Raw genomic sequence first — 22456 nt, 5'->3', positions numbered from 1 at the left:
CACGCGCTCGGGGTGACCGCGAGCGGCGTACCCGCTGTGGATGGCTCCGGGGCGATGTCGGAGGTGTGTGACACGATTCGAACATGCATTCGAACGACGGGCTCGGTGGCGGGATGGGCAGCGACGGCGACGTCGCCGCGCTAGCTGCGCTCGTCGCGGATGCCGAGGGCGTTTCGGATGCCGCGCGGGCGGTGCAGATTCGTGAGGTTCGGGTGCTCGCGGCGGCTGGAGTTCTCGCGGAGAAGCAGGCCGCTGGAGCGGCGGAACGCGTCAAGGCGCGTGAGATGGCGTTGCGCGGAATCGCAGCAGAACTCGCCGGGGTGTTCGTCGCGACGGACCGGACGCTGCAGCGGCGCATCGACGAGGCGCGGGACCTGGTGGACAACTACCCGGTGACGATGGCGGCGTGGGAGGCCGGACGAATCGTCCGCGGGCACGTGCGGGTGATTCAGGAGACGGGATGCCTGGTGCCTGCGGAGGAGCGGGCGGAGTTCGAACGGCTTGCGGTCGAGCGGTGCGAGGGCGAGACCCCGAACCGGGTGCGGGACGCGTTGCGGATGCTGGCTGAGCGGATGCACCCGCGGAGTTTCACGGAGCGGCACGAGGAGGCCGCGGCGGGGCGGTGCGTCCGGGTGCAGGCAGGCGCGGGCGGGATGACGGACCTGATCGTGACCCTGCCGACGGTGATCGCCGACGGGATCGTGGACCGGCTGACCCGGCAGGCGCGGGAGATCATCAACGCGCGGGCGCAGGCTGACGCGGCGTCCGGTGGCACTGGCGCTGGCGCTGGCGCTGGCGCCGACGCGGCGTCCGGTGGCGCTGGCGCTCGAGCCGACGCGCGTGGCGCGCGAGCCGACGCTAACGGTGGCGGTCCCGGTGCCGATGCGACGATTCGCGACGGGTCGTCGTTCGTCGACGATGCGCGAAGCATCGATCAGGTCCGCGCCGACGTGCTCAGTGACCTCCTCCTCGCCGGGACGCCCGGCCTCGATCCCACCGGCATCGGTGACGGCGACGGAACCCTCGGAGCGATCCGGGCGCACGTTCAGGTCGCGGTCTCCGCGCTCACCCTCATGGGGCAAGACGACGGGCCGGCCGATCTCGCTGGCCGCTCCCCCATCGACGCGAACACTGCACGCGAACTCGCCGGGAACGCCACCTCGTGGGACCGGCTCCTCACCCACCCGGTCACCGGGACCGTGCTGGAGTGCGACACCTACCGACCCACCGCCGCCATGGTGCGACTGCTGCGGGCCCGCGACCGGCACTGCCGATTCCCCGGATGCCGGCAACCCGCCATCCGCTGCGAGTTGGACCACACCATCGCCGCCTCCGACGGCGGAGCGACGCACGTGTGCAACCTCGCCAACCTCTGCAAACGACACCACGACGTCAAACACCACACCCGCTGGCGAGTCCGACAGCTCCCGGGCGGGCGGCTCGTCTGGACCTCCCCCACCGGACGGGTCTACCGGGAAGACGCACCACCACCACTGGTGGCATTCGCGATCGCTCCGCCACCCGGCGGTGACAGACCGCATTCCTTCGTGAACGCGACGCCGACCGAGTTGGGCACTGCCGTGCGGGCCGTCACTGCCGTGCGGGCCGTCAGCGGCGCCCCGCCGTTCTGAGGCGCTCGATCGCATCCTGACGGCAACACACGAAGGCCCCGCAACTGGCGAGAGTTGCGGGGTCTTCGTGCTGGTGCACCCCCTGGGACTCGAACCCAGAACCCACTGATTAAGAGTCAGTTGCTCTGCCGATTGAGCTAGAGGTGCAGGCTGTTCGCAGTGAAGCGAACCGAGGAGAAACGTTACCCCACTTCGCGTCATCGCGCCAATCGAGGGCTCCGGCGCGTCGTATCCTGGAGCCGTGACCCCCACCACACCGGATCCGACAGCGCCGTTCGCAGGCGCCCTGGCCGACGACCTGGCTCTCGCGCTCCGCCTGGCCGATGCCGCCGACGCGGTGAGCATGGCCAGGTTCGACGCGGCCGACCTCGACGTGCAGCTGAAGGCGGATGCGTCGCACGTGACCGAGGCCGACCTCGCCACAGAACGCGCGATCCGCGAGCTCCTGGGCGCGGAGCGACCCGACGACAGCGTGCTGGGTGAGGAGTACGGCGCCACCGGAGACGCGCGTCGCCAGTGGATCATCGACCCCATCGACGGCACCGCGAACTACCTCAAGGGCATCCCGATGTGGGCGACCCTGATCGCGCTGGCTGTGGACGGCGTGCCGCGGGTCGGTGTCGTCAGCCAGCCGGCGATCGGCCGCCGGTGGTGGGCCGCGACCGGACACGGCGCATGGACGAACGTCCCGGGCGACACGACCCCCCGGCGCATCGCGGTGTCGCCGATCGACGACCTCGCGCAGTCGAGCATCAGCTTCCAGAGCATCCATCAGTGGGACGAGGTCGGTCGCGGCGAGCAGCTGCTCGCTCTGTCGCGGCGCGTCTGGCGTGACCGCGGCTACGGTGACGCGTGGCCGTACATGCTCCTGGCGGAAGGGCGACTGGAGTTCGTAGCGGAGTTCGGCGTGAAGGAATACGACCTGGCCGCGCACGTCCCGATCGTGAGCGAGGCGGGCGGACGCTTCACCGACATCGACGGGGCCGAAACCCTGTCGACCCGCTCATCTCTCGCCACTAACGGCGTCCTCCACGACACCTTCCTCGAACTGCTCTCTCGCAAGGACGGCGACGCATGACCCGGCAGCACACACCCCTGGCCCTTGCGACCGGCTCGGCGATGATCCTGATGCTGCTCGCCGGGTGCTCCGCCCCCGAACCCGCCGAGACCGCTCCGCCCGAAGCCGTACCATCGTCGCCCGTCGCGACGCCCGAGGCGACCGCTTCCGAGCCCGCCCTGCCCGATCCGACCTGCGAGAACATCATCCGAGAGGCGAGCCTCGAAGAACTGCAGTCGCAGGGCTGGGAGTATCAGCAGGGGCCGTTCATGATCGGCGAGATGCAGATCGACGCGGGCGTCTCGTGCACCTGGACCAACGCTGCCGAGCCCGGCGGCAACATCCTCCAGTTCGGATGGGCGCCGCTCACCGCCGCCGAGACGACGGATGCCGAGCGTACCCTCGAGTCTCAGGGGTGGATTCGCGAAGAGGGCGACGGCGGGGTCTACCTGACCGAAGACCCGTCCTTCGCGCTCAACATCGACGCCGACGGTTACGGCGTCACCTACTTCTTCGGTGACGGCTATGCTCAGGTCGCCGACGTGAAGCAGGGCCTCGTCGTCATCGAGCGACGTTGATGAACGAGCTCGAAGCCGTCGGCGTAGCCGACGACCTGGCCGGCCGTATCCGCGACGCCGAGCGCGACCTGCTCACGAGTGCCGTCCGCCAGGACGCGCGACGCCTGCGACAGCTCATCCACCCGGACTTCACCGAGATCGGTCGATCCGGTCGCCTATGGACGCGCTCCGATCTCCTCGTCGAACTCGTCGAGGAAGCGACCCGAGACACTCCGCAGACGGACGAGTGGGTCATCCAGCGCCTCGACGTCGACACGGTGCTCGTCACGTATCGTCTCATCGCCGGCACGCGGATCAGCCGGCATTCGTCCGTCTGGGCCACGTCGGGCGACACCCTGGCGCTGCGCTTCCATCAAGGCACCGAACAGTCATCGGCCGACGCACGTCCGTAGGCGTCGTCTCCATAGAGTCTGCGCGGCGCGAGGTCAAGGACCTGCGCCGAAGCCCGGTGCGCGTCACAATCGAGACATGCCTGCACTTGCGATCATCCTCATCATCATCGGCATCGCGTTGCTGTTCACGGGAATCTTCGTCGAAGCGGTGAAGTTCCTGCTGTTCGTTGGCATCGCGCTCATCCTCATCGCGGTCATCGCCTGGCTCATGCGCTCGATTCGCAACAAGACCTGATCACCCGAACGGCGAAGGCCCCCGCCCCAGCTGAGGGCGGGGGCCTTCGCCGTACCTTCCTTCCGCTGAGCTCCGCCCCTCTGGGCATGGACTCCAGAAGCTGGAAAGCCGGCACCCGGCCATGCGGATGGCGATGGCGAATCGGAGTCGCAGCAATCCGACCCTCGCGCTGCTCCGAAAGGAGACACGTGCGCCGGGTGCATTTGGGGGGTACGCGGTGCGCGTGCCCCGCCTGATTCGGGTCAGGACGGGGCAACCTCAGCCCGGGAACGCCGAAGCCCCCGGATCTCCTGAGGTCAGGGATGCGGGGGCTTCGTGCTGTGACAGCGGCAGTGGTGGAGATGGGGGGAATCGAACCCCCGTCCATCGCTGAGATACGGCGTCTTCTCCGGGCGCAGTCTGTAGAGGCGTTCTGCTCGGCCCCGACTTTCAGTACAGACACATAAGTCGACGGGCCCAGTCCGGGAAGAGTCCCGCGTGACGTCCGGACGCCGTCACGCAGCAAGATCCCTAGATGACGCCAGGGTCCGTGGCGGGATCACACACGGTCTGACGGACTATCGGGCTCGCTTATGCAGCGAGGGCGAAGTCAGTGCGCTTGGATTCGGCACTTATTGGTTTGCAGAGATCGTTAACGAGATAACCCTGCATCCTCGGCCCGCTTCTCGCCGACACACAGGCGATGTCGAAACCGATCATCCCCATGAGCCTTCGGACGAAGGGCCGCTGTCACACTGTGGAGTTACCAAACCGGATGCCGCAGCACCCGAGCACTACAGACTACAACCGATCGGTATCCTGCGCCATTCCCGACCACCGCGCCTAGAGTCAGACCATGGCAGACATCCTCATCTCCGTCCGCGGCGAGGCCGAGCGGCGCGTCTCGCCCGAGGTCGCGATCGTCTCGGCCGCCGCCTCCGCCGATGGTCCCGAGCGAACCGCCGTCGTCGCCCGGGCCACCGCGACGATCGCACCGCTGCGCACCCGCCTCGAAGAGCTCACTCGGGCCGGGGTGGTCTCGAACTGGTCGAGCGGGTCGGTGTCGACCTGGTCGGACCGGCCGTGGACCCCCGCAGGGAACCAGCTCGCGCCGGTGCACCACGCCACGATCGACCTCCTGGCCACCTTCGATGACTTCGTGGCGTTGGCCGAATGGGTAGCGCTGCTCTCGGACGACGCGGGGATGCGCGTCTCGAACGTCGAATGGCAGCTCTCCCCCGCCACGCGAGCGACGATCGAACGCGAGGTCGCCACCTCGGCAGTCGGCGTCGCTGTGGCGCGGGCATCCGCCTATGCGACCGCGCTCGGGCACGGAGCCGTCGAGCCCGTCGAGATCGCCGACGTCGGCCTGCTCAGCGGCGCCGACACCCCGCCCGCAGCCCCGATGTTCGCGCGCGCCGCCACGATGTCGGCCGATGCGTCACCCGGAGGCGTCGAGCTCCGCCCGGCGGAGATCGTCGTGACGGCCGCGGTGGAGGCCCGTTTCCGGGCTCGATGACGAGGCCAGGCCGAACCGCACGGCGGTCAGCCGCGGGCCATCGCGGATGCCGTCACTCCCCGAGGCGGTTACGGGTGCGCATGGCGCGCTCGGCCTCGCGCTTGTCCTCGCGTTCGCGGATGGTCTGGCGCTTCTCGAACTCGCGCTTTCCCTTCGCGACGGCGATCTCGACCTTCGCGCGGCCGTCCGAGAAGTACAGTCGCAGCGGCACGAGCGTGTAGCCCCCCGCGCTGACAGCATGGGAGAGCTTGACGATCTCCTCCTTGTGCAGCAGGAGCTTGCGCGTCCGCTTCGCCGCGTGGTTCGTCCAGTGGCCCTGCGAGTACTCGGGGATGTGCACGGCGTCCAGGTAGGCCTGACCGTTGTCGATGTAGGCGTAGCCGTCGGTGAGGTTGGCCCGGCCCTGCCGCAGCGACTTCACTTCGGTGCCGGTCAGCACGAGACCGGCCTCGTACGTCTTCTCGATGGCGTAGTCGTGACGGGCGCGCTTGTTGCTCGCGACGAGCTTCTCGCCCTGTTCCTTCGGCATGACGCGCCTCCTTCCTGGTGCACTGGCGCAGCCCTACAGTCTAAGGGCACGCCGGCCGGGTGCTCGACCCGACCGCGACCTGATGTCAGGCGCGCAACCACCGCCGGATGGCGAATCCGGCCGAGACGGCCGCCAGCACGACACCGATCACGATGACCGCGGGCACGACCAACGCGACGTCCCCCAGGTTCACCCAGCTCGTGACGAAATCGATCTGCGACGACAGATAGTCGCCGACGCCGACCTGAACCATCGCGATGATCGCGACGCTCGCGAGCGCCGATCCGATGAGCGCCGCGAACACGCCCTCGAGGATGAACGGTGTCTGGATGAAACGGTTGGAGGCTCCGACGAGGCGCATGATGCCGAGCTCTCTCCGACGCGCGTATGCTGACAGCCGAATGGTCGTCGCGATGAGGAGCACTGCGGCGATCAGCATCAAGCCGGCGATGCCCACCGCGATGTATGTGGCAACGGTGAGCGCCGAGAACAACGGGTCGAGGTACTGCAGCTGGTTCGCGACCTCCTCGACCCCGTCGAAGTCCTTGAACGCCTCGCTGATGACATCGCTCTGCGACGGGTCGGCGAGATTGACCCAGTAGGTGTTGTTCAGCTGCTCTGGGCTGACGAACTCGGCGTAATCCTGTCCCATGAGGGAGAGGACGTTGTCGTACGCCTCCTGACTCGTCTCGAAGCGGACGTCACGCACGACGCTCTGCAGCGCGGGCGATTCCAAACGCTCGGCGACGGCGGCGATCTGCTCGTCGGTCGCGGCGCCATCGGCGCAGTTCTGCACCGTGGCGTCCTCGCGGCACATGTAGACCGCGACCTGCGCCCGCTCGGACCAATAGTCCTTCGTCTTGCTGATCTGCATCTGCATGAGCATCGCCGCGCCCACGAACGTGAGCGAGACGAAGGTGACGAGCACGACGGAGATGACCATCGACGCGTTGCGGCGCAGACCGGTCAGGGCCTCGCCGAGGATCAGGCCGACTCTCATGACGTGGGCCCCACTTCGTCGCTGCGGTCATCGCGATCGCCGAGCCCGAGCTTCTTGGCGACGTCGGGCAGCCCGAGGCCGGCCAGGTCGATGTCGGGGGCGACGATGGGGATGGCCCGCGTCTCCCCCACCGGTGGCGGCGGCTCGGCGGGCGCCTCGGGCTCGTCGGGAACGGGAACGTGCGCGGTCGGCGGCGTCTCGGCGATCTCGCGTTGCAGTTCGAGGACCGCCGTGAGCGCGGCGACGGCGGCGGCGCCGCGGACCGGTTCGGGGGCCAGGCTCGGGAGAGCCGACGTGTCGCCGTAACCGCCGCCGACCTCGTCACGGACCATCACGCCACCGCTCAGCTCGATCACGCGGCGCTGCATCTGGTCGACGAACCCGGCCTCGTGGGTGGCCATCACGACCGTCGTGCCGTTGGCGTTGATCCGCGCGAGCAACTGCATGATGTCGACGGATGTCGCCGGGTCGAGGTTTCCCGTCGGCTCGTCGGCCAGCAGCACCTGCGGACGGTTGACGATCGCGCGCGCGATGGCGACGCGCTGCTGCTCACCGCCCGACAGCTCGTGCGGGAGTCGCTTCTCCTTGCCCGCGAGGCCGACGAGCGCGAGCGCCTCGGGGACCGCCTGGGAGATGAAGGCGCGCGACGACCCGATGACCTGCAGGGTGAACGCGACGTTCTGGAAGACGGTCTTGTTCGGCAACAGCCGGAAGTCCTGGAAGACGGCGCCGATGTGGCGACGGAAGTAGGGGACCTTGCGCGTCGAGAGACCGCGGAGGTCGCGGCCGAGCACGACGACACGCCCCTCGGAAGCGACATCCTCGCGCAGGATCATCCGCAGGCACGACGACTTGCCCGATCCGGAAGCGCCGACGAGGAAGACGAACTCGCCGCGCTGGATCTCGAAGTCGACGTCGCTGAGCGCGGGCTTCGAGGTGCCGCGATACCGCTTGCTGACGTGTTCGAACCGGATCATGACTCGATGAGCCTAAGCGGCTCCCCCGCGCAACCACGCCGCGACACCCGCGCGCCGCGGCATCCGCGCCTCAGCACTCGATCAGGCGTCGTCGTCCTTGCGCTTGCGCCACCGGATGCCCGCAGCGATGAACCCGTCGAGATCGCCGTCGAAGACGGTCGAGGGGTTGCCGACCTCGTGGCCGGTGCGCAGATCCTTCACGAGCTGCTGGCCGTAGAGGAAGTAGGAGCGCATCTGATCGCCCCAGCTCGCGGTGATGGTGCCCGCCAGCTCCTTCTTCTTCGCAGCCTCTTCCTCGCGCTGCAGGAGCATGAGTCGGGTCTGCAGGACGCGCATGGCCGCGGCACGGTTCTGGATCTGCGACTTCTCGTTCTGCATCGAAACGACGATGCCGGTGGGGATGTGCGTGATGCGCACGGCCGAGTCGGTGGTGTTGACCGACTGCCCGCCGGGGCCCGACGATCGGAAGACGTCGACGCGGATGTCGTTCTCGGGGACGTCGACCTCGACGGCCTCCTCCATCACCGGGATCACCTCGACAGCGGCGAAGCTCGTCTGGCGCTTGTCAGCCGACCCGAAGGGGCTGATGCGCGCGAGGCGGTGCGTTCCGGCCTCGACCGACAGCGTGCCGTATGCGTAGGGGGCGTCGACCTCGAACGTGGCCGACTTGATCCCCGCGCCCTCGGCGTACGACGTGTCCATGACCTTCACGGGGTACTTGTGGCGCTCGGCCCAGCGCAGGTACATGCGCAGCAGCATGTCGGCGAAATCGGTGGCGTCGTCGCCACCCGCGCCCGAGCGGATCGTCACGACGGCCGCGCGGTCGTCGTATTCGCCGTCGAGGAGCGTCTGCACCTCGAGTTGACCGATGACCTCTTCGAGCTGCTTGAGCTCCTTGCGCGCTTCTTCGGCCGACTCCTCGTCGTCCATCTCGATCGCGAGCTCCACGAGCACGTCAAGGTCGTCGAGTCGGCGCTCGACCTCGGTGACGCGCTTGAGTTCGGCCTGGCGGTGACTGAGCGCGCTGGTGACCTTCTGCGCCTTCTCGACGTCATCCCAGAGATCCGGCGCGCCGGCCTCCTCGGAGAGGCGGGCGATCTCGGCCCGAAGAGCCTCGACGTCGACCACCGCCTGGATGTCGGCGAACGTGGAGCGCAGGGCCTGGATGTCGGCGGAGATATCGAATTCGAGCATGGCACTCCAGAGTATCGTGGAAGCAATGGGAGCCAGCGACGAGAACGAACCGATCCGCCGCGTTCTCTGGCGCCTCGCCCCGATGATCTACGGACCGACGACCCTGTTCGGGCTCGGTGAAGGCGCCGTCATCCCCCTCATCCCGGTCATCGCCGCCGAACTGGGCGCTGACGTCGCCACCTCGGCACTCGTCGCCGCCGCACTCGTGGTGGGCCAGCTGTGCGGCAATCTGCCCGCTGGGTGGGCCGTGGCCCGCATCGGCGAGCGGGCGACCATGATCATCGCGGGGCTGCTCGCGCTCGTCGGTGTCGCTGCGATGGCCTTCGCTCCCGTGCTGGGGGTGTTCGCGGCATCCGTCTTCGTCATCGGCATCTGCGCGGCGGCCTTCGGCGTCGCCCGTCACGCGTTCATGACCACTCGGGTGCCCCTCACCTTCCGCGCTCGGGCGCTGTCGCTGCTCGGCGGCAGCTTCCGCCTCGGCATGTTCGTCGGGCCTTTCATCGCCGCTGCGCTCCTGTGGGCGTTCGGCGACGAGCACGCCACGATCTGGTTCTTCGGGGTGTGCCTCGTCGCGATGATCGCTCTGGTCGCCTTCGGACCCGAACCCGAGAAGCGGCTGGGACCGCCGCCCGCCATCGCACGGACCGTCGAGGGCGAAGCGATCACGACGGCGCCTGTCCGGACGCGCCGCGCCCCCGGCACCGGCGTCGTCCGCACCGCCTGGCGCAACCGCGACGTGCTGGCGCGCCTCGGTGTCGCGGCGGCGTCGCTGTCGGCGCTGCGGTCCACGCGTCAGGTCCTGCTCCCCTTGTGGGGCGTGGCGATCGGGCTGGACGGCTCGACGATCGCACTGGTCGTCGGCGTCTCGGGTGCGATCGACTTCGCGCTGTTCTACGCCAGCGGCCAGGTCATGGACCGCTTCGGTCGCCTGTGGGCGGCCCTCCCCGCGATGCTCCTCATGAGTGCGGGCCTCATCGCCCTCGCGCTCACCGCGGCCAGCGCGCAGCCCGAGCTCTGGTTCGCCCTCTTCGCCGCCGTGCTGGGGGTCGGGAACGGACTTTCGAGCGGCATCCTCCTCACGCTCGGCGCGGATGTGGCGCCGACGGCGAACCCGGCGCCGTTCCTCGGTTCCTGGCGCACGCTCACGGATGCGGGCGGTGCCGCCGCCCCGCTGCTGGTCTCCGGGATCACCGCCGTCGCCTCGTTGCCGGCCGCCGCCGCCGTCATGGGGGCGTTCGGTCTCGTCGGCGCTCTGGGGTTCATCCGGTGGGTCCCCCGTTTCGTCCCGCGCACCCGGATCAACCGTGATCCCGAGGGCCCGGACGGCGGCCCCGACGACCGTGACGACCCCGCGTAGCATGCTCGTCGTGCGCCGATTCGCGGCCGCCGGCTCGGCCATCCTGGTCGCCGGCGTCCTGTCCGGCTGCGCCGTCGGCATCCCCGGGCACGGGGATGCGAAGGGGGCGGTCGCCGAGTCCGCGCACGCCGTCGACGTCATACTGCCGCCGGTCGGCGGAAAGCCGGACTACCAGCTGGGCGGAGAGTACCCGCCCGGCGAGGACGTGGAGATCGTCGGCCGCGACCGCACAGCGGAGCCCGCACCGGACCGTTACTCGATCTGCTACGTGAACGGGTTCCAGACGCAGCCGGCAGAACGCGACCTGTGGGATGACGATCTGCTCGTGACAGTCGACGGCGAGCCCCTCATCGATCCGGACTGGCCCGACGAGGTGCTGATCGATTCATCGACGGCCGACAAACGCGAGCGCATCCTCGCCCTGGTCTCCCCCTGGATCCGTGGCTGCGCCGAGTCCGGGTTCGACGCGGTCGAGTTCGACAACCTCGATTCCTTCACGCGCTCCGAGGGCATGCTCGACATCGACGGCAATCTGGCGCTCGCCGCCGCCTACGTCGACGTAGCCCACGACGCGGGTCTCGCCGCAGGTCAGAAGAATGCGGCGGAGTTCGCTCGGCAGCTCCGCGACGAGGCGGGCTTCGACTTCGCCGTCGTCGAGGAATGCGCCGCCTACCTCGAGTGCTCCCGCTACACCGAGGTCTATGGCGAGGCCGTCGTCGACATCGAGTACACCGACAATCTTCCGCGCACCTGGGACGAGATGTGCGCCGATCCGGAGACCCCGTCTTCCGTCGTGCTGCGCGACAGGGACCTGACCGTGCGAGGTTATCCTGAGCAGGTAGCGACGCATTGCTGAGGCGAATCTTGGTCTGAACGTCGTTCATGGCGCAACCCGTTTCACGCCGCGACAAGGTGCTGACAGCGTTGCTCTCGACCGAGGGAGATCGATGGTCTTCGAGACGACGCTGGGCCGCGAGGGCACACGGCGCGAGGTGGCGCGCCAGTCGAAGCGGACGGCGAGGCGCCTCGCGCTGATCCGGCTCGTCGTGCTGCTCGCCGCGATCTCCGGCGTGAACTACATCGTCTGGCGCTGGCTCGCCTCCGTGAATTGGGAGGCGTGGTGGATCGCCCTGCCCCTCGTCCTCGCCGAGACATACAGCCTCATCGACTCGCTCATCTTCGCCGTCGGCGCCTGGCGGCTGCGCGAGCGCCACGATGCGCCGCCCCTGACGCGCGACGTCACGGTCGACGTCCTCGTCACCACCTACAACGAACCGCTCGACCTCGTCATGCGCACGGCGCGTGCGGCCCAGGCGATCGACTACCCGCACGAGACCTGGATCCTCGACGACGGCGACCGGCCCGAGCTCCGCCGTCTCGCGGAGGCCGAGGGCATCGGCGTCGTCACCCGGTCGCAGGCATGGCGCGACCGCCCACGCCATGCGAAGGCCGGAAACATCAACAACGCCCTCATGGTCACCGAGGGCGAGTTCCTGCTCATCCTCGACGCCGATCAGGTGCCCTCGCCGAAGATCCTCGACCGTACGCTCGGCTGGTTCATGGACGACAAGGTCGCTCTCGTCCAGACGCCGCAGTGGTTCGTCAACGTTCCGCCGAGCGATCCGCTCGGCAGCCAGGCTCCGCTCTTCTACGGCCCGATCCAGCAGTCGAAGGACGGGTGGAACGCGGCGTTCTTCTGCGGCTCGAATGCGATCCTGCGCCGCGAGGCCCTGATGCAGCTCGGCGTCTCGCGGTACGTCGACGAAGTCACGCTCGCCGTCAACCGCGGCGTCCGCTCCTCCCGTCGCGTGCTCGCCCGCGCGCGCCGGGACCACGGCGCCGACCCGCGCATCGCGGCCGCCCTCGACACCGTCGCCGCAGCGCTCGACGACGTCAAGGTGGAGATCGCGCGTGGTGACGCACTGGCCGATGTCACCTACGCCTTCCAGAGTCGGATCGACCGCGTCCGCCGCGAGCTCGCCGACCAGGACATGTCCGACGTCCGCGAAGAGCTGCGCGCCCTCGCCGAGCTGACCGCGGACACCGAGGCCCTCGCCGTCATCGACGAGGTCACCCTCGATGCTTTGGGCGACCGGAGCCTGTCGCCGTTGGCCGCGCTCGAGTCGATCAGCATGCTCGTCTCGGCGTTCGATGTCGGACGGGATGAAGAGGCCCAGGCGATCATGCCTCTCGCGACCATCTCGGTCACGGAGGACATGGCGACCTCGATGCGGCTGCACGGCCTCGGCTGGAAGTCGGTGTATCACGACGAGGTGCTCGCCGAGGGACTCGCGCCCGAAGACCTGCCGACGATGCTGACGCAGCGGCTGCGGTGGGCGCAGGGCACCATGCAGGTGATGTTCCGCGAGAACCCTCTCGTGCAACGCAGCCTCAGCTGGGGACAGCGGATCATGTACTTCGGCACGATGTGGAGCTACCTGGCGGGCTTCGCCGGCATCGTCTACATCGCCGCGCCGGTGCTCTACCTGACGTTCGGCGTCATGCCGGTTCAGGCTTGGAGCGTCGACTTCTTCGCGCGATTCATCCCCTTCTTCCTCCTCAATCAGCTGCTCTTCCTCGTCGTCGCCAACGGACGCCCCACCTGGCGCGGCGCGCAGTACTCGCTCGCTCTCTTCCCCGTCTGGATCCGCTCCGTGACCACGGCATTCGCGAACGTCTACCGCGGTCGTGCCCTCGGGTTCGCGGTCACCCCGAAGACGCGCGCCACCGAGGACAGCCCACGGTGGGATCTCGTGAAGCCGCAGCTGATCGCGATGGCAGCGCTCGTCCTGTCGCTCGTCGCCGTCGCCATCCGCTATGCCGTCGGGCAGGCCCAGGGCATCGCGCCGCTCATCAACATCGTCTGGGTGCTGTACGACCTGATGGTCTTCAGCATCATCATCCGCGCCGTGCTCTACCGGCCACCGGCACATCTGGAACTGAAGGAGACATGACCATGCTGGACCTCGATATCGACGTACGCGAGAACGGTCGAGTCGTCCGCCCCCACGGTCGACTCACGATGGTCTCGGCCCGCCCCTTCCGCGAGCGGGTGAGCGAGGAGATCGCCGCGGCGGGCGAATCGCCCGTGATCGTGGATCTGTCGGACGTCGCCTTCATCGACTCATCGGGCCTCGGCGCCCTCGTGGCCTGCCTCAAGACCGCTCGGCAAGGTGGTGGCGATCTCCGACTCGCCGCGCCGAGCGAACAGGTCACCATGGTGCTCGGCCTGACGAACCTCGACCGCGTGCTCCGGCCGCGCGCCACCGTGCAGGACGCCCTCGATGGCTGAGGTCGCGCACCGGTCGCTCGTCGCCGATGTCTCTCTCGAGAGTGTGGAGGCGGTCCACGATCTGCTCGCATCCTGGTGGGAGGAGGCGGGCGACGTCGACCCGCGCACGCGTTTCGCCTTCGAGATCGCCGTCATCGAGATCGCGGGCAACATCGTCGAGCATTCCGTCGCCGCGCACGGTGCCGAGGGGCGGCATTTCACGCTCGACCTGCGCGCCACCCCCGAGGCGCTGACGGCGACCTTCCAGGATGACGCGCAGCCCGCCGAACTCGACCTCAGCGCGGTGACGATGGCCGACGCCGACTCCGAGGATGGCCGCGGGCTCGCTCTCGCGCTCGCGAGCGTCGACTCCGTCGACTACCGCTACGAGAACGGGCGCAACGTGTGGAGTCTCGAGTGCCGCCGCGAGTGACGCGGCACCTGAGGCGGACGCTCGCCGCCCTGATCCTCGCCGCCGCCGGCGCTCTCCTCGCGGCGCCCGCGGCCGTCGCCGACACCTCCGTGCCCGCGCCCGTCACGCAGGACGGGCTCTGGTTCGGCCCGGAGCTCGATTGGGGCTCCGACGGTCCGGACGGATACGCCGACCGGCTCGGCGAGACGCCCGCGACCTACGCCATCCGCCTGTCGTATCCGCTCGATGACAGGGCCCGGCAGGACTGGTCCCGCGCAGCCACGGCGGCCGCTGCCCAGGGCGCCGTCCTCGTCCTGAGCATGGAGCCGCGCGTTCCCCTCGCGGACCTGACGCGCGACGATGCCGCGGCGTTCAACGCGATGCTCGAGAAGATGCAGGGCGACTACGACACGCACCACCTCGTGCGCTTCGCCCCGGAGATGAACGGTTCGTGGACCTCGTGGGGGCAGCAGCCGCGTGAGTTCGTGCGCGCCTTCGAGGCCGTGGCCGACGTCGTCCACGACGGCGGTTCGGGCGCCGAGATGGTCTGGGCCCCCTCCTACGGCGCGGGCTACCCGTTCGAGCGCGCGGACGGTCGCCTCGACGATCTCTCCCCCGGTGACCTTCGGGCGCTCGACACCGACGCGGACGGTCTGCTGACCGAGGCCGACGACCCGTACGGCCCCTACTTCCCCGACGCGGATGCCGTCGACCGGGTGGGTCTGACGATGTTCTACTTCGGCAAGGGCGAGTCGGGTGCTGCCGCGGGTCGCGACGTGCCGCTCGTGTCGAACAGCGCTCCCGATGAGGGTGAGGTGGCCGCGCGCCTGGACGAGCAGTGGGGCTACACCGTGCCGCAGGCGGAGGCCTTCTACGACAGGTTCGCGTCGGGCGAGAGCCGGGACCTTCTGCTCGACACCGGCGCGCTCTACGACTTCTCACTCGCCGGAGACACCGAGCTCGCCGTCAAGCAGGGCTGGTGGCGCCAGGTGCTCGCCGAGCTGCCCGATCATCCGCGGATCACCGCGGTCACCTGGCTCGAGGCGGTGCGCGAAGAGGCCGAGGCCGGCGCGCAGGAGGTCGACTGGCGCCTGACCGCCTCGGGTGAGCTCGCGAGCGCGTTCCGCGCCGACCTCGCGGCATCCGGGCAGGTGCAGTGGAGTCCGATCACTGACGTGATCACCCCCGAGCAGGCCTCGGCCAGCACTGTGCAGGTGCGCGAGGGCAACGACGAGATGAACTGGATCACCGGCGCGGCCGCCGTGCTCGCCATCGCATTCCTCGTATCGGGGATCGTGGGCCGGATGCTGCCGTCGTGGCGCTATCCCGATGATTCCGCGACTCGCGACCTGCGCATCGACATGATGCGGGGCTTCGTCATCATCGTGGTCGTCGTCACCCACATCGAGGTGCTGAGCCCCTACTCGTTCGCTTCGCTGAACATCATCGGCGCCATCACGGGCGCCGAGCTCTTCGTCCTGCTGAGCGGCGTCGTCCTCGGCATGGTCTTCCCCGCCGCAGTGAAACGCAGCGGGGAATGGGGCGCAGCTCTCGCTGCGTGGGCGCGAGCACGGAAGCAGTACCTGGTCGCTCTCGCCGTCATCCTGCTGATCTTCATCGTCAGCTTCGTGCCATTCATCGACGCCTCGGCGATCATGACGTTCACCGACCGCGGCACCGGCGAGGACGGTCAAGCGACGACCGGCCGCGTGTACGACCTCTACCCGAACGCCGACCGCCTGCTCGACTACCCGCCGCCCTGGTACGCGGTGAGACAGCTGCTGCTGCTCGAGATGGGACCGTGGCCCTTCAACATCATGGGGCTGTTCGTCGTGCTGAGCCTGGCCTATCCCGGGCTCATGTGGCTCATCCGCCGGCGCCTATGGTGGCTCGTGCTGGCGGGCAGCTGGGGTCTCTACGCTCTCCACATCACGATGCCGGAGCTGTCACCCCTGCCGTCGCAGTTCAACGCGGTCTTCCCGCTGCTGGCCTGGCAGGTGCTCTTCACACACGGACTCGTGATCGGGTACTACCGGCGCCAGATCATCGGGGCGCTCACCTCGACACCGGGGAAGATCCTCGTCGGGCTCTTCGTCGTCGGCTATGCCGGGTTCCTGGTCTATCTCTGGGCGGGCGACAGCTTCGGGTTCGAGCCGGCCCCTTTCCCTGCCGGCCTCTACGGGATGCTGTACGACTCGGGCTACCCGCGGATCGATCTGCACTGGGGGCGTCTGCTCGACCTCGTTCTCGTGATCACCTGCAGCTACGCCGTGCTCACGGTGGCCTGGAAGCCGATCAACGCGGTCATGGGGTGGCTCTGGATCCCGCTGGGGCAGGCGAGCCTGTACGTCTTCATCGTGCACGTGTTCTTCGTGCTCGCCGTGGCGAACATCCCCGGGCTCGATCGGCAGAGCTTCTGGCAGGGAACGCTGATCCATACCGCGGTCATCGCGGTGATCTATCTGATGGTGCGGAAACGGTTCCTGTTCTCGGTGATCCCCCGCTGACGACGTCCGGACGGCCGTGGTCAGCGCACCGAGACGACCACGGCCGTCACGTCATCGTCGACGACGTGCTCGGAGACGCGAATGGACAGCTCGTCGAAGAAGGCGTCGGGTTCGGCGGCGCGGCGGAGGTCTTCACCGATGAGACGCAGGCTGTCGAGCGTGGAGTCGTAGGCATCGAGGGCACCGTCCGAGACCGAGATGATGAGGTCGCCGTGACCGACCACCGTCTCGCCGGCCTCCCACTCGGCGTCGGATGGGCGCAGGCCGAGCGGAAGGTTGCGTGAACTCAGGCGCTCGCTCATGCCGTCGGCACGGAGAAGCAACGTGAGCCCATGCCCCGCATCGACGTAGGCCACCCGGCCGCTCCGGGTCTCGATGACCGCGTGGAACAGGGTGGCGAAGGTCTCGCGATAGCGCTTGTCGTGCCGGGCGTAGTCCTCGACCGAGAGCATCGCCTCGACAGGGTCGAGGTGAGCGCGCTGCTGGAGCGCGCCGATCAGCTCCTCCGCGAATCCGCCGGCCTCCTCGCCCTTGCCCATGACGTCGGCGAGGGTGACGATGATGCGGTCTCCGACCTGCTGCCAGCTGCTCCGGTCGCCGCTGACCTGCCCGTACGGGATCGCCAGGGCTGCGAGCCGGACCTCTCCAGCTGCGAGACGGTCGTCGCGCTTGGCCGGGGCGCTGGACGCGGCGGGCACGGGCACGGCTCCGGACGCACCGGGATCGCCCATGCGCATCTCGGCCTGCGCCCACAGGCCGAAGCGCTCGAACGCGTCGCGGTCGGCGTCGCTGAGATCACGGGGCGCGGTGTCGAGCAGGCAGAGTGTGCCGACCGTCTCTCCCGCGTCGGTGTGGATCGGGAAGCCCGCGTAGAAGCGGATGCCGTGCTCGGCGACGATCGCGCGGTCGGCGAACCGCGGGTCGGCGCGGCCGTCGCGCACCTCGAGCACGGCGGGCTGCTTGACGGCCTCGCCGCAGAACGAGTCCTCGATCGGGGTGTGCCGGAAGTCGGACTCCGCAGGCTGCGACTTCGTGAACACGGTCTCGGAGTTCACGACGTTCACGACGGCGTAGTCGACATCGAACATCTCGCGAGCGAGCCGCGTGATGCGGTCGAAGCGCTCCTCCGGGGCGGTGTCCATCAGACCGAGGCGCGTCACCGCGTCGTCGTTGACATCGAGTTGCTGGGTCATGAGCGGGCTCCCCCTCCACGCATAGCCGGTCATCCGACCCTAGCCAGCGCCGATTCCTCCGGGAAGGAGGTTGCGCGATCGCTGCGCGTCGCGGACTCAGCGCAGCACGGTCCGGCTCGTCGCAGTCGCCTCGACCCGCACGCCGTCGGGCACGAACATCGATGAGACGGGCGGATGCCACACCGTCGCCACGGTGACTCGCGCCGACACCCCGTCGGGAGTGGCAGCGTCGACCAGCGTGACGTCACCGGATGCCGCGACGACCTGGGCGGCGAGGTCACGGACACCAGCCGGGTCGAGGAGCGCGCGCGGCGAGCCCTGTTCGACGGAGAACTCGAACCCGTCGGAGGCGGCCAGAGCCGCGGCGTCCGCGACGGTGTCCGCCCGCTTATGGGCGAGATACAGGCTCATAGCGTCGGCGCTGAGGAGGACGAGCACGATGGCGAGCAGAGCGTATCCGAGTGTGAGCGGCAGCACGCTCCCCTCGTCGCCCAGCCGATGATGTCCAGTCATGGCGCGCCCCACAGCCGCGGCATCCGTTGCACCGCGGTCGCCTCGATCGGAACGCGGGCGAGCCGGTCGAGGCCGAGCACAGGAGGCACGAGCGGAAGCGTCGCCTCGGTCTCCGCGGTGACGCGGAACGTCTCCCCCGGACGCGGACACGGACCGGCCCCGTCGCACGAGACGGCGAGCGCGAGATCGTCCGTCGCCATCCCGTACTCGGCGGCGATCGCCTGCGTGATGTCATCGGCGCGCGCGTCGGCCTGAGCGACGTCGGTCACTGTCGCGATCGCGCGAGCCACGTGCCGCGCCGCCGCCTGGGCAGCGAACGTGTGAGTCTGCACGATGCCGAGCGACACGATCAGGTATACGACGGGGACGAGCAGGATGAGCCCGGCAGTCAGGAACTCGAGCGACGCCGATCCGTCCTCAGCGCGGTGTTGCTCACTCCCCGTCGTCCGCAGGCGCATGCGCGGTCACCTCCCACGCTGCCGGGATGCCCGTCAATCCGACGAGCGGCAGGGTGAGCCGCATCGTCACCTGAACCATCGCCGCGTCATCGACTGCAGTGCGCCGCGTCTGGACATCCTGCACGACCCCCGGCCCGAGCGTCCGGTCGACGATCTCCCGGGCGCGCCCAGCTCCCTCCCCGTCGGTCACATCGGCCAGCGCGGCGTCGTACGCGCCTTCGACCGCCGCGTCGTGAGCGACCCCTCGAACGTAGACGGCGAGAGCGAGCTGAATCACCCCCAGGGTGAGCAGGGTCAGCAGCGCTCCGACCATCACGAACTCCGCCGGACTCGAACCGCGGTCGTCGAGAGTGACCGCCATCTCAGAGTCCGGACACTCGCGCGATCGCCTGCTCGAACAGGTTCGACAGCGCCGGACCGGCGAGCGCCCAGATGACGACGACGAGCCCCGCCGTCATGAGGGTGACGAGCACCCAGCCGGGAACATCGCCGTGCTCGTCATCCCGGAGGTCTCGTGCGGCGCCGCGGACCATCGCGACCGTTCGTTTCATCGCGTTTCCTTTCTTCGTTCTGGATGTGGTTCACAGCCCCAGGCGCAGCATCACGATGCCGGGGAACACCGCGAACAGGACCGAGAGAGGCAGCACGAGGAAGACCAGGGGAACGAGCATGAGGATCTCCTTGCGGCCCGCTTGCTCGATCAGAACCCGCTTCGCGTCCTCCCGCGCATCGGCCGCCTGGGTCTGCAGGACCTGTGCCAACGGGGCGCCGCGTTCGATGGCTCCCACGAGCTGGTCGACCGCGCGATCGATGCTCGCCACGTCGAGGGAGCGTGCCATGTCGCGCAGGGCATCGGTCAGGGTCGACCCGGTGCTGGCCGAGAGCACCGCCGCACGGAGGTGACGCGTCAGTTCGCCGGCTCCCACGTCACTGACGCGGCGGAGCGCATCGTTGAGGCTCTCTCCCGCGGAGAGGCAGAGTGCGAGGAACTCCAGCACCGTCGGCACCTCTTCCCGCACCTGCCGCATCCGGTTCTCCGCGGCCTGCGCGAGCATCGTGTGGGCTGCGAGCGTTCCGGCGCCGGCGAAGACGATCGGCAGCAGCAGCGTCGCTCCGTTCGCATCGCCGCGAATCGCCACGACGATCGTGATCGCGGTTCCCATCGCGAGACCTCCGAGGCCGGCGAAGAGTTGCCGCAGGCGGAACGCCTCGGCAGAGACGGACCAGCCGGCCCGCAGGAGCCGCCGTCGCACCGTGTCTGATCCGCCGACTCGCGCGCCCAGCCGCGAGACCCAGGTGAGAAGGCGCCTCTGCCACGAGGATCCCGGATGCAATGGAGTCAGGCCCATCGGGTCGGCGATGTCGCGCAGGTAGGGCGCGATGCGTCGCTCGAGCGGAGGTCCCGCCCAACGCGGCATCCCCGCGACGGTGAGGAGAACCCCGGTTGCCAGAACAGTCCCCCAGATGATGGCGAGGGCGAGGTCGGAGAAGGCGGTCATCGCACCCACCTCCGCGGTTCCGGCAGCCGGCCGATCCGCAGCATGAGCCGGTACGCGACGAAGGACACCGCGGCCCCAGCCACGATGAGGACCGCTCCCTCACCCGAGGCATACGCGCGTGCCCCTTCCGGTCTGAGGGCCAGGAGCGTCAGGACCACCCAGGGCGCGACCAAGCCGAGCACGGCCGCGCCGCGGATCCACGACTGCCGCGCCTCCACCTCCGCGCGCAGGGCCGCATCGGCGCGGACGGAGGTCGACAGCGCCCTCAGTACCGGGACGAGCTCGGTCCCGCCCACCTGCCGGGCCATCCGAAGCGTCTCCACGATGCGGTCGGCCACAGGGTCGGCGAGCATGGCTTGCAGACGCGCGGCACTGGTGTCGAAGTGACCGGAGGCAGCGAGATCTCGCGCGAACCCGTGGAACGCGGGCCGAAGGGGTGGTGGCCCGTTCTCCGCTATCGACGAGACGGCGTCACCGAGAGGCATCCCGGCTCGAACGGATGCGACGAGGAGGTCGCAGACGTCGGGCCAGAGTCCTCGGCGAGCTCTCCGCAGTCGCCGCGCGCGTGATCGTAGCCAGGCCGCCGGCAGGAGCGCCCCGGCGCCCCCGGCGACGATGGCAACCACAGGCAGCGATGTCACGAGCCATGCAGCCGCGGCGGCGAGCACCGCGGCCCCGACCGATACGGCGGCGAGCCCGCTCACCGGCGCGTGCGCGAAACCGGAGGATTCGAGGAGGACGCGACCGCATCGCCGGGACGGACCGGGTGTCGCCGCAGTCGTGGCCGTCAGAGGCGACAGCCACGGCGAGACGATCAGCAGAAGTCCCGCGCCGAGGCTGGCGCCCCACAGCAGGATCACGTCCGGCTCCGGTAGACCGAGCGCGTCGCGATGACGCCCTCGACCACTGCCCCGGTGGGAGACACGATCTCGGCGACGCGGCGGCGGCCCGAGCTCAAGAGCTCGCAGTGGACCACGAGGTCGACGGACGCCGCGAGCGCGCCGCGCACGAACTCGATGTCGATGTTCCGGCCGGCCAGAAGTGGGAGGGCCGAGAGCTTCCGCAACGCATCCGCCGCGGAGTTGGCGTGGACGGTCGCGGCTGCCGGAACGCCGGTGTTGAGTGCGAGGATCAAGTCGAGAGCTTCCGCGTCGCGCACCTCGCCCACGACGAGACGGTCCGGTCGCATACGCAGCGCCTCCTTCACGAGGCGCCGCAGCGTCACTTCTCCCCCGCCTTCGAGGCTCGGCTGACGGCCCTGCAGGGCGACGACATCGGGCAGATCGACGGCGAGCTCGAACGTCTCCTCCACCGTGACGACACGCTGCTCGGGCGGACTCGTCGCCATCAAAGCGCTGAGCATTGTCGTCTTACCCGCGTGAGTGGCACCGGACACGATGATGTTCCGTCCGCTCGCGATCGCGGTGCGCAAGATGTCCGCCGCCTCCACCGTCACCGACCCGACCGCCACGAGGTCGTCGAGCGTGTGGAACGTGCGGAGGAATTTGCGGACATTCACGGACCAATGGCGGGTGATGTCGGGGATGACGACGTGAAGCCGCGAGCCGTCCGGAAGCGAGGCATCGGCGAACGGCTGACTCAAGTCGACGCGGCGCCCAGTCGCGTGCAGCATCCGCTCGACCAGGTCGCGCACCTGCCCCTCGGTCAGAGTCAGCGCGACCCTCTCGCTTCGGCCGCCGCGCGCGACGAAGATGCGGTCGGGAGCGTTTACCCACAGCTCCTCGACGCTCGGATCGTCCAGGAGAGCCTGCAAAGGGCCGTAACCGGCCACGGACGCCAGCACGCGGCGCACCGCAGCGGACTCGTCGTCGACGGCTTCGAGCCCGCGTGCCAGAGCGAAGTCGTTGTGTCGCTGCACCTCCGCGGCCGCGACGCGCTCGACCTCGTCCGGGCGCTCCGCAGGATCGATGCCCTCCGACCGCAGCCGATCGCGCAGACGGCACGCGATCCGCGTCTCGGGAGGCAGATCAGGCGGCTCGGACCCGGATGCGGAAGAGAGGGAAATGCTCACCCGCAGCATCGTGGTCGCTATCTCGTGAGCCCGTCGTGACTTTCCACAGGGCCGGCCGCTCGACGCGTGGAGGGTGGGTGAGCGGTATCCGGGACGTGGCCGTGTGGGCGACGGCGGCATACA

General features: G+C 69.1%; 24 protein-coding genes, 1 tRNA gene and 1 other RNA gene. 12 read left to right on the top strand and 14 right to left on the bottom strand.

Going from position 1 to position 22456, the window contains the following annotated elements:
- Positions 1-83 precede the first annotated feature (83 nt).
- Positions 84-1631, top strand: coding sequence for an HNH endonuclease signature motif containing protein (locus C1N74_RS07205; RefSeq protein WP_137750264.1), 1548 nt, complete (start codon positions 84-86; stop codon positions 1629-1631).
- A gap of 71 nt (positions 1632-1702) precedes the next feature.
- Here C1N74_RS07205 and C1N74_RS07200 read toward each other — a convergent pair.
- Positions 1703-1778: transfer RNA gene (locus C1N74_RS07200), tRNA-Lys, on the bottom strand.
- Positions 1779-1872: 94 nt separating this feature from the next.
- Here C1N74_RS07200 and C1N74_RS07195 point away from each other — a divergent pair.
- From C1N74_RS07195 to C1N74_RS16390, 4 genes are all read left to right on the top strand, one after another.
- On the top strand, positions 1873-2709 hold the full coding sequence (locus tag C1N74_RS07195) for an inositol monophosphatase family protein (protein ID WP_023951090.1): 837 nt from the start codon (positions 1873-1875) through the stop codon (positions 2707-2709).
- The gene (locus C1N74_RS07190; protein ID WP_137750263.1) at positions 2706-3266 is read left to right on the top strand and encodes a hypothetical protein; all 561 of its coding nucleotides are present in this window, start codon (positions 2706-2708) and stop codon (positions 3264-3266) included. Before C1N74_RS07195 ends, C1N74_RS07190 begins: the two co-directional genes overlap by 4 nt.
- Positions 3266-3658, top strand: coding sequence for a DUF4440 domain-containing protein (locus C1N74_RS07185; protein ID WP_023951094.1), 393 nt, complete (start codon positions 3266-3268; stop codon positions 3656-3658). Before C1N74_RS07190 ends, C1N74_RS07185 begins: the two co-directional genes overlap by 1 nt.
- Before the next feature lie 76 nt (positions 3659-3734).
- The gene (locus tag C1N74_RS16390) at positions 3735-3893 is read left to right on the top strand and encodes a hypothetical protein (protein ID WP_023951097.1); all 159 of its coding nucleotides are present in this window, start codon (positions 3735-3737) and stop codon (positions 3891-3893) included.
- A 333-nt stretch (positions 3894-4226) separates the two neighbouring features.
- Here C1N74_RS16390 and ssrA read toward each other — a convergent pair.
- Positions 4227-4596: a transfer-messenger RNA gene (ssrA, locus tag C1N74_RS07180) on the bottom strand.
- A gap of 132 nt (positions 4597-4728) precedes the next feature.
- On the opposite strand from ssrA, the gene C1N74_RS07175 reads away from it, so the two are divergent.
- Positions 4729-5391 (top strand): SIMPL domain-containing protein, encoded by a 663-nt coding sequence (locus C1N74_RS07175; protein ID WP_137750262.1) that lies wholly within the window; start codon positions 4729-4731, stop codon positions 5389-5391.
- A 52-nt stretch (positions 5392-5443) separates the two neighbouring features.
- Here the strand turns inward: C1N74_RS07175 and smpB are convergent, their stop codons facing one another.
- From smpB to prfB, 4 genes are all read right to left on the bottom strand, one after another.
- Positions 5444-5920, bottom strand: a complete 477-nt coding sequence (gene smpB, locus C1N74_RS07170) for an SsrA-binding protein SmpB (protein ID WP_023951101.1) — start codon at positions 5918-5920, stop codon at positions 5444-5446.
- 85 nt (positions 5921-6005) lie between these two features.
- Positions 6006-6920: a permease-like cell division protein FtsX gene (gene ftsX, locus C1N74_RS07165; RefSeq protein ID WP_023951103.1), complete on the bottom strand. Its 915-nt coding sequence runs from the start codon at positions 6918-6920 to the stop codon at positions 6006-6008.
- A complete protein-coding gene (gene ftsE / locus C1N74_RS07160; protein WP_023951105.1) occupies positions 6917-7897 on the bottom strand; it encodes a cell division ATP-binding protein FtsE in 981 nt (326 codons plus the stop codon). The genes ftsX and ftsE overlap by 4 nt, the downstream gene beginning before the upstream one ends.
- A gap of 81 nt (positions 7898-7978) precedes the next feature.
- Complete coding sequence (prfB, locus tag C1N74_RS07155) at positions 7979-9091, bottom strand: peptide chain release factor 2 (RefSeq protein ID WP_023951108.1); 1113 nt, start codon at positions 9089-9091, stop codon at positions 7979-7981.
- A 25-nt stretch (positions 9092-9116) separates the two neighbouring features.
- On the opposite strand from prfB, the gene C1N74_RS07150 reads away from it, so the two are divergent.
- The 6 genes from C1N74_RS07150 to opgC all read left to right on the top strand — a co-directional run bounded on the left by C1N74_RS07150 (position 9117) and on the right by opgC (position 16638).
- The gene (locus tag C1N74_RS07150; protein WP_242435629.1) at positions 9117-10448 is read left to right on the top strand and encodes an MFS transporter; all 1332 of its coding nucleotides are present in this window, start codon (positions 9117-9119) and stop codon (positions 10446-10448) included.
- Between the two features lies 1 nt (position 10449).
- Positions 10450-11304, top strand: coding sequence for an endo alpha-1,4 polygalactosaminidase (locus C1N74_RS07145; RefSeq protein WP_137750985.1), 855 nt, complete (start codon positions 10450-10452; stop codon positions 11302-11304).
- A gap of 91 nt (positions 11305-11395) precedes the next feature.
- Positions 11396-13402: a glycosyltransferase family 2 protein gene (locus tag C1N74_RS07140; protein ID WP_114598716.1), complete on the top strand. Its 2007-nt coding sequence runs from the start codon at positions 11396-11398 to the stop codon at positions 13400-13402.
- Entirely contained in the window at positions 13399-13740 is a 342-nt protein-coding gene (locus C1N74_RS07135; protein WP_023951112.1) for an STAS domain-containing protein, read from the top strand. Before C1N74_RS07140 ends, C1N74_RS07135 begins: the two co-directional genes overlap by 4 nt.
- Positions 13733-14152: an ATP-binding protein gene (locus C1N74_RS07130; RefSeq protein ID WP_023951113.1), complete on the top strand. Its 420-nt coding sequence runs from the start codon at positions 13733-13735 to the stop codon at positions 14150-14152. Before C1N74_RS07135 ends, C1N74_RS07130 begins: the two co-directional genes overlap by 8 nt.
- Positions 14137-16638 (top strand): OpgC domain-containing protein, encoded by a 2502-nt coding sequence (opgC, locus tag C1N74_RS07125; RefSeq protein WP_258318023.1) that lies wholly within the window; start codon positions 14137-14139, stop codon positions 16636-16638. The genes C1N74_RS07130 and opgC overlap by 16 nt, the downstream gene beginning before the upstream one ends.
- A 20-nt stretch (positions 16639-16658) precedes the next feature.
- Here opgC and C1N74_RS07120 read toward each other — a convergent pair whose 3' ends face one another.
- The 8 genes from C1N74_RS07120 to C1N74_RS07085 form a co-directional block, all read right to left on the bottom strand.
- Positions 16659-17831: a GAF domain-containing SpoIIE family protein phosphatase gene (locus C1N74_RS07120; RefSeq protein ID WP_181405590.1), complete on the bottom strand. Its 1173-nt coding sequence runs from the start codon at positions 17829-17831 to the stop codon at positions 16659-16661.
- 96 nt (positions 17832-17927) lie between these two features.
- Positions 17928-18344, bottom strand: coding sequence for a pilus assembly protein TadG-related protein (locus tag C1N74_RS07115; RefSeq protein WP_137750260.1), 417 nt, complete (start codon positions 18342-18344; stop codon positions 17928-17930).
- Positions 18341-18802, bottom strand: a complete 462-nt coding sequence (locus C1N74_RS07110; RefSeq protein ID WP_137750259.1) for a TadE family protein — start codon at positions 18800-18802, stop codon at positions 18341-18343. The genes C1N74_RS07115 and C1N74_RS07110 overlap by 4 nt, the downstream gene beginning before the upstream one ends.
- Positions 18777-19163, bottom strand: coding sequence for a TadE/TadG family type IV pilus assembly protein (locus tag C1N74_RS07105; protein ID WP_137750258.1), 387 nt, complete (start codon positions 19161-19163; stop codon positions 18777-18779). Before C1N74_RS07105 ends, C1N74_RS07110 begins: the two co-directional genes overlap by 26 nt.
- 1 nt (position 19164) lies before the next feature.
- The gene (locus tag C1N74_RS07100) at positions 19165-19353 is read right to left on the bottom strand and encodes a hypothetical protein (protein ID WP_137750257.1); all 189 of its coding nucleotides are present in this window, start codon (positions 19351-19353) and stop codon (positions 19165-19167) included.
- A 30-nt stretch (positions 19354-19383) separates the two neighbouring features.
- Positions 19384-20301, bottom strand: a complete 918-nt coding sequence (locus C1N74_RS07095; protein ID WP_137750256.1) for a type II secretion system F family protein — start codon at positions 20299-20301, stop codon at positions 19384-19386.
- Complete coding sequence (locus C1N74_RS07090) at positions 20298-21161, bottom strand: type II secretion system F family protein (protein WP_137750255.1); 864 nt, start codon at positions 21159-21161, stop codon at positions 20298-20300. The genes C1N74_RS07095 and C1N74_RS07090 overlap by 4 nt, the downstream gene beginning before the upstream one ends.
- Entirely contained in the window at positions 21158-22333 is a 1176-nt protein-coding gene (locus C1N74_RS07085; RefSeq protein WP_375538054.1) for a CpaF family protein, read from the bottom strand. The genes C1N74_RS07090 and C1N74_RS07085 overlap by 4 nt, the downstream gene beginning before the upstream one ends.
- Between the last annotated feature and the right edge of the window lie 123 nt (positions 22334-22456).

The sequence above is a fragment of the Microbacterium sp. SGAir0570 genome (genome assembly GCF_005491085.2).
Classification (GTDB): Bacteria; Actinomycetota; Actinomycetes; order Actinomycetales; family Microbacteriaceae; genus Microbacterium; species Microbacterium arborescens.
This window is presented reverse-complemented; position numbering and strand designations above follow the sequence as displayed.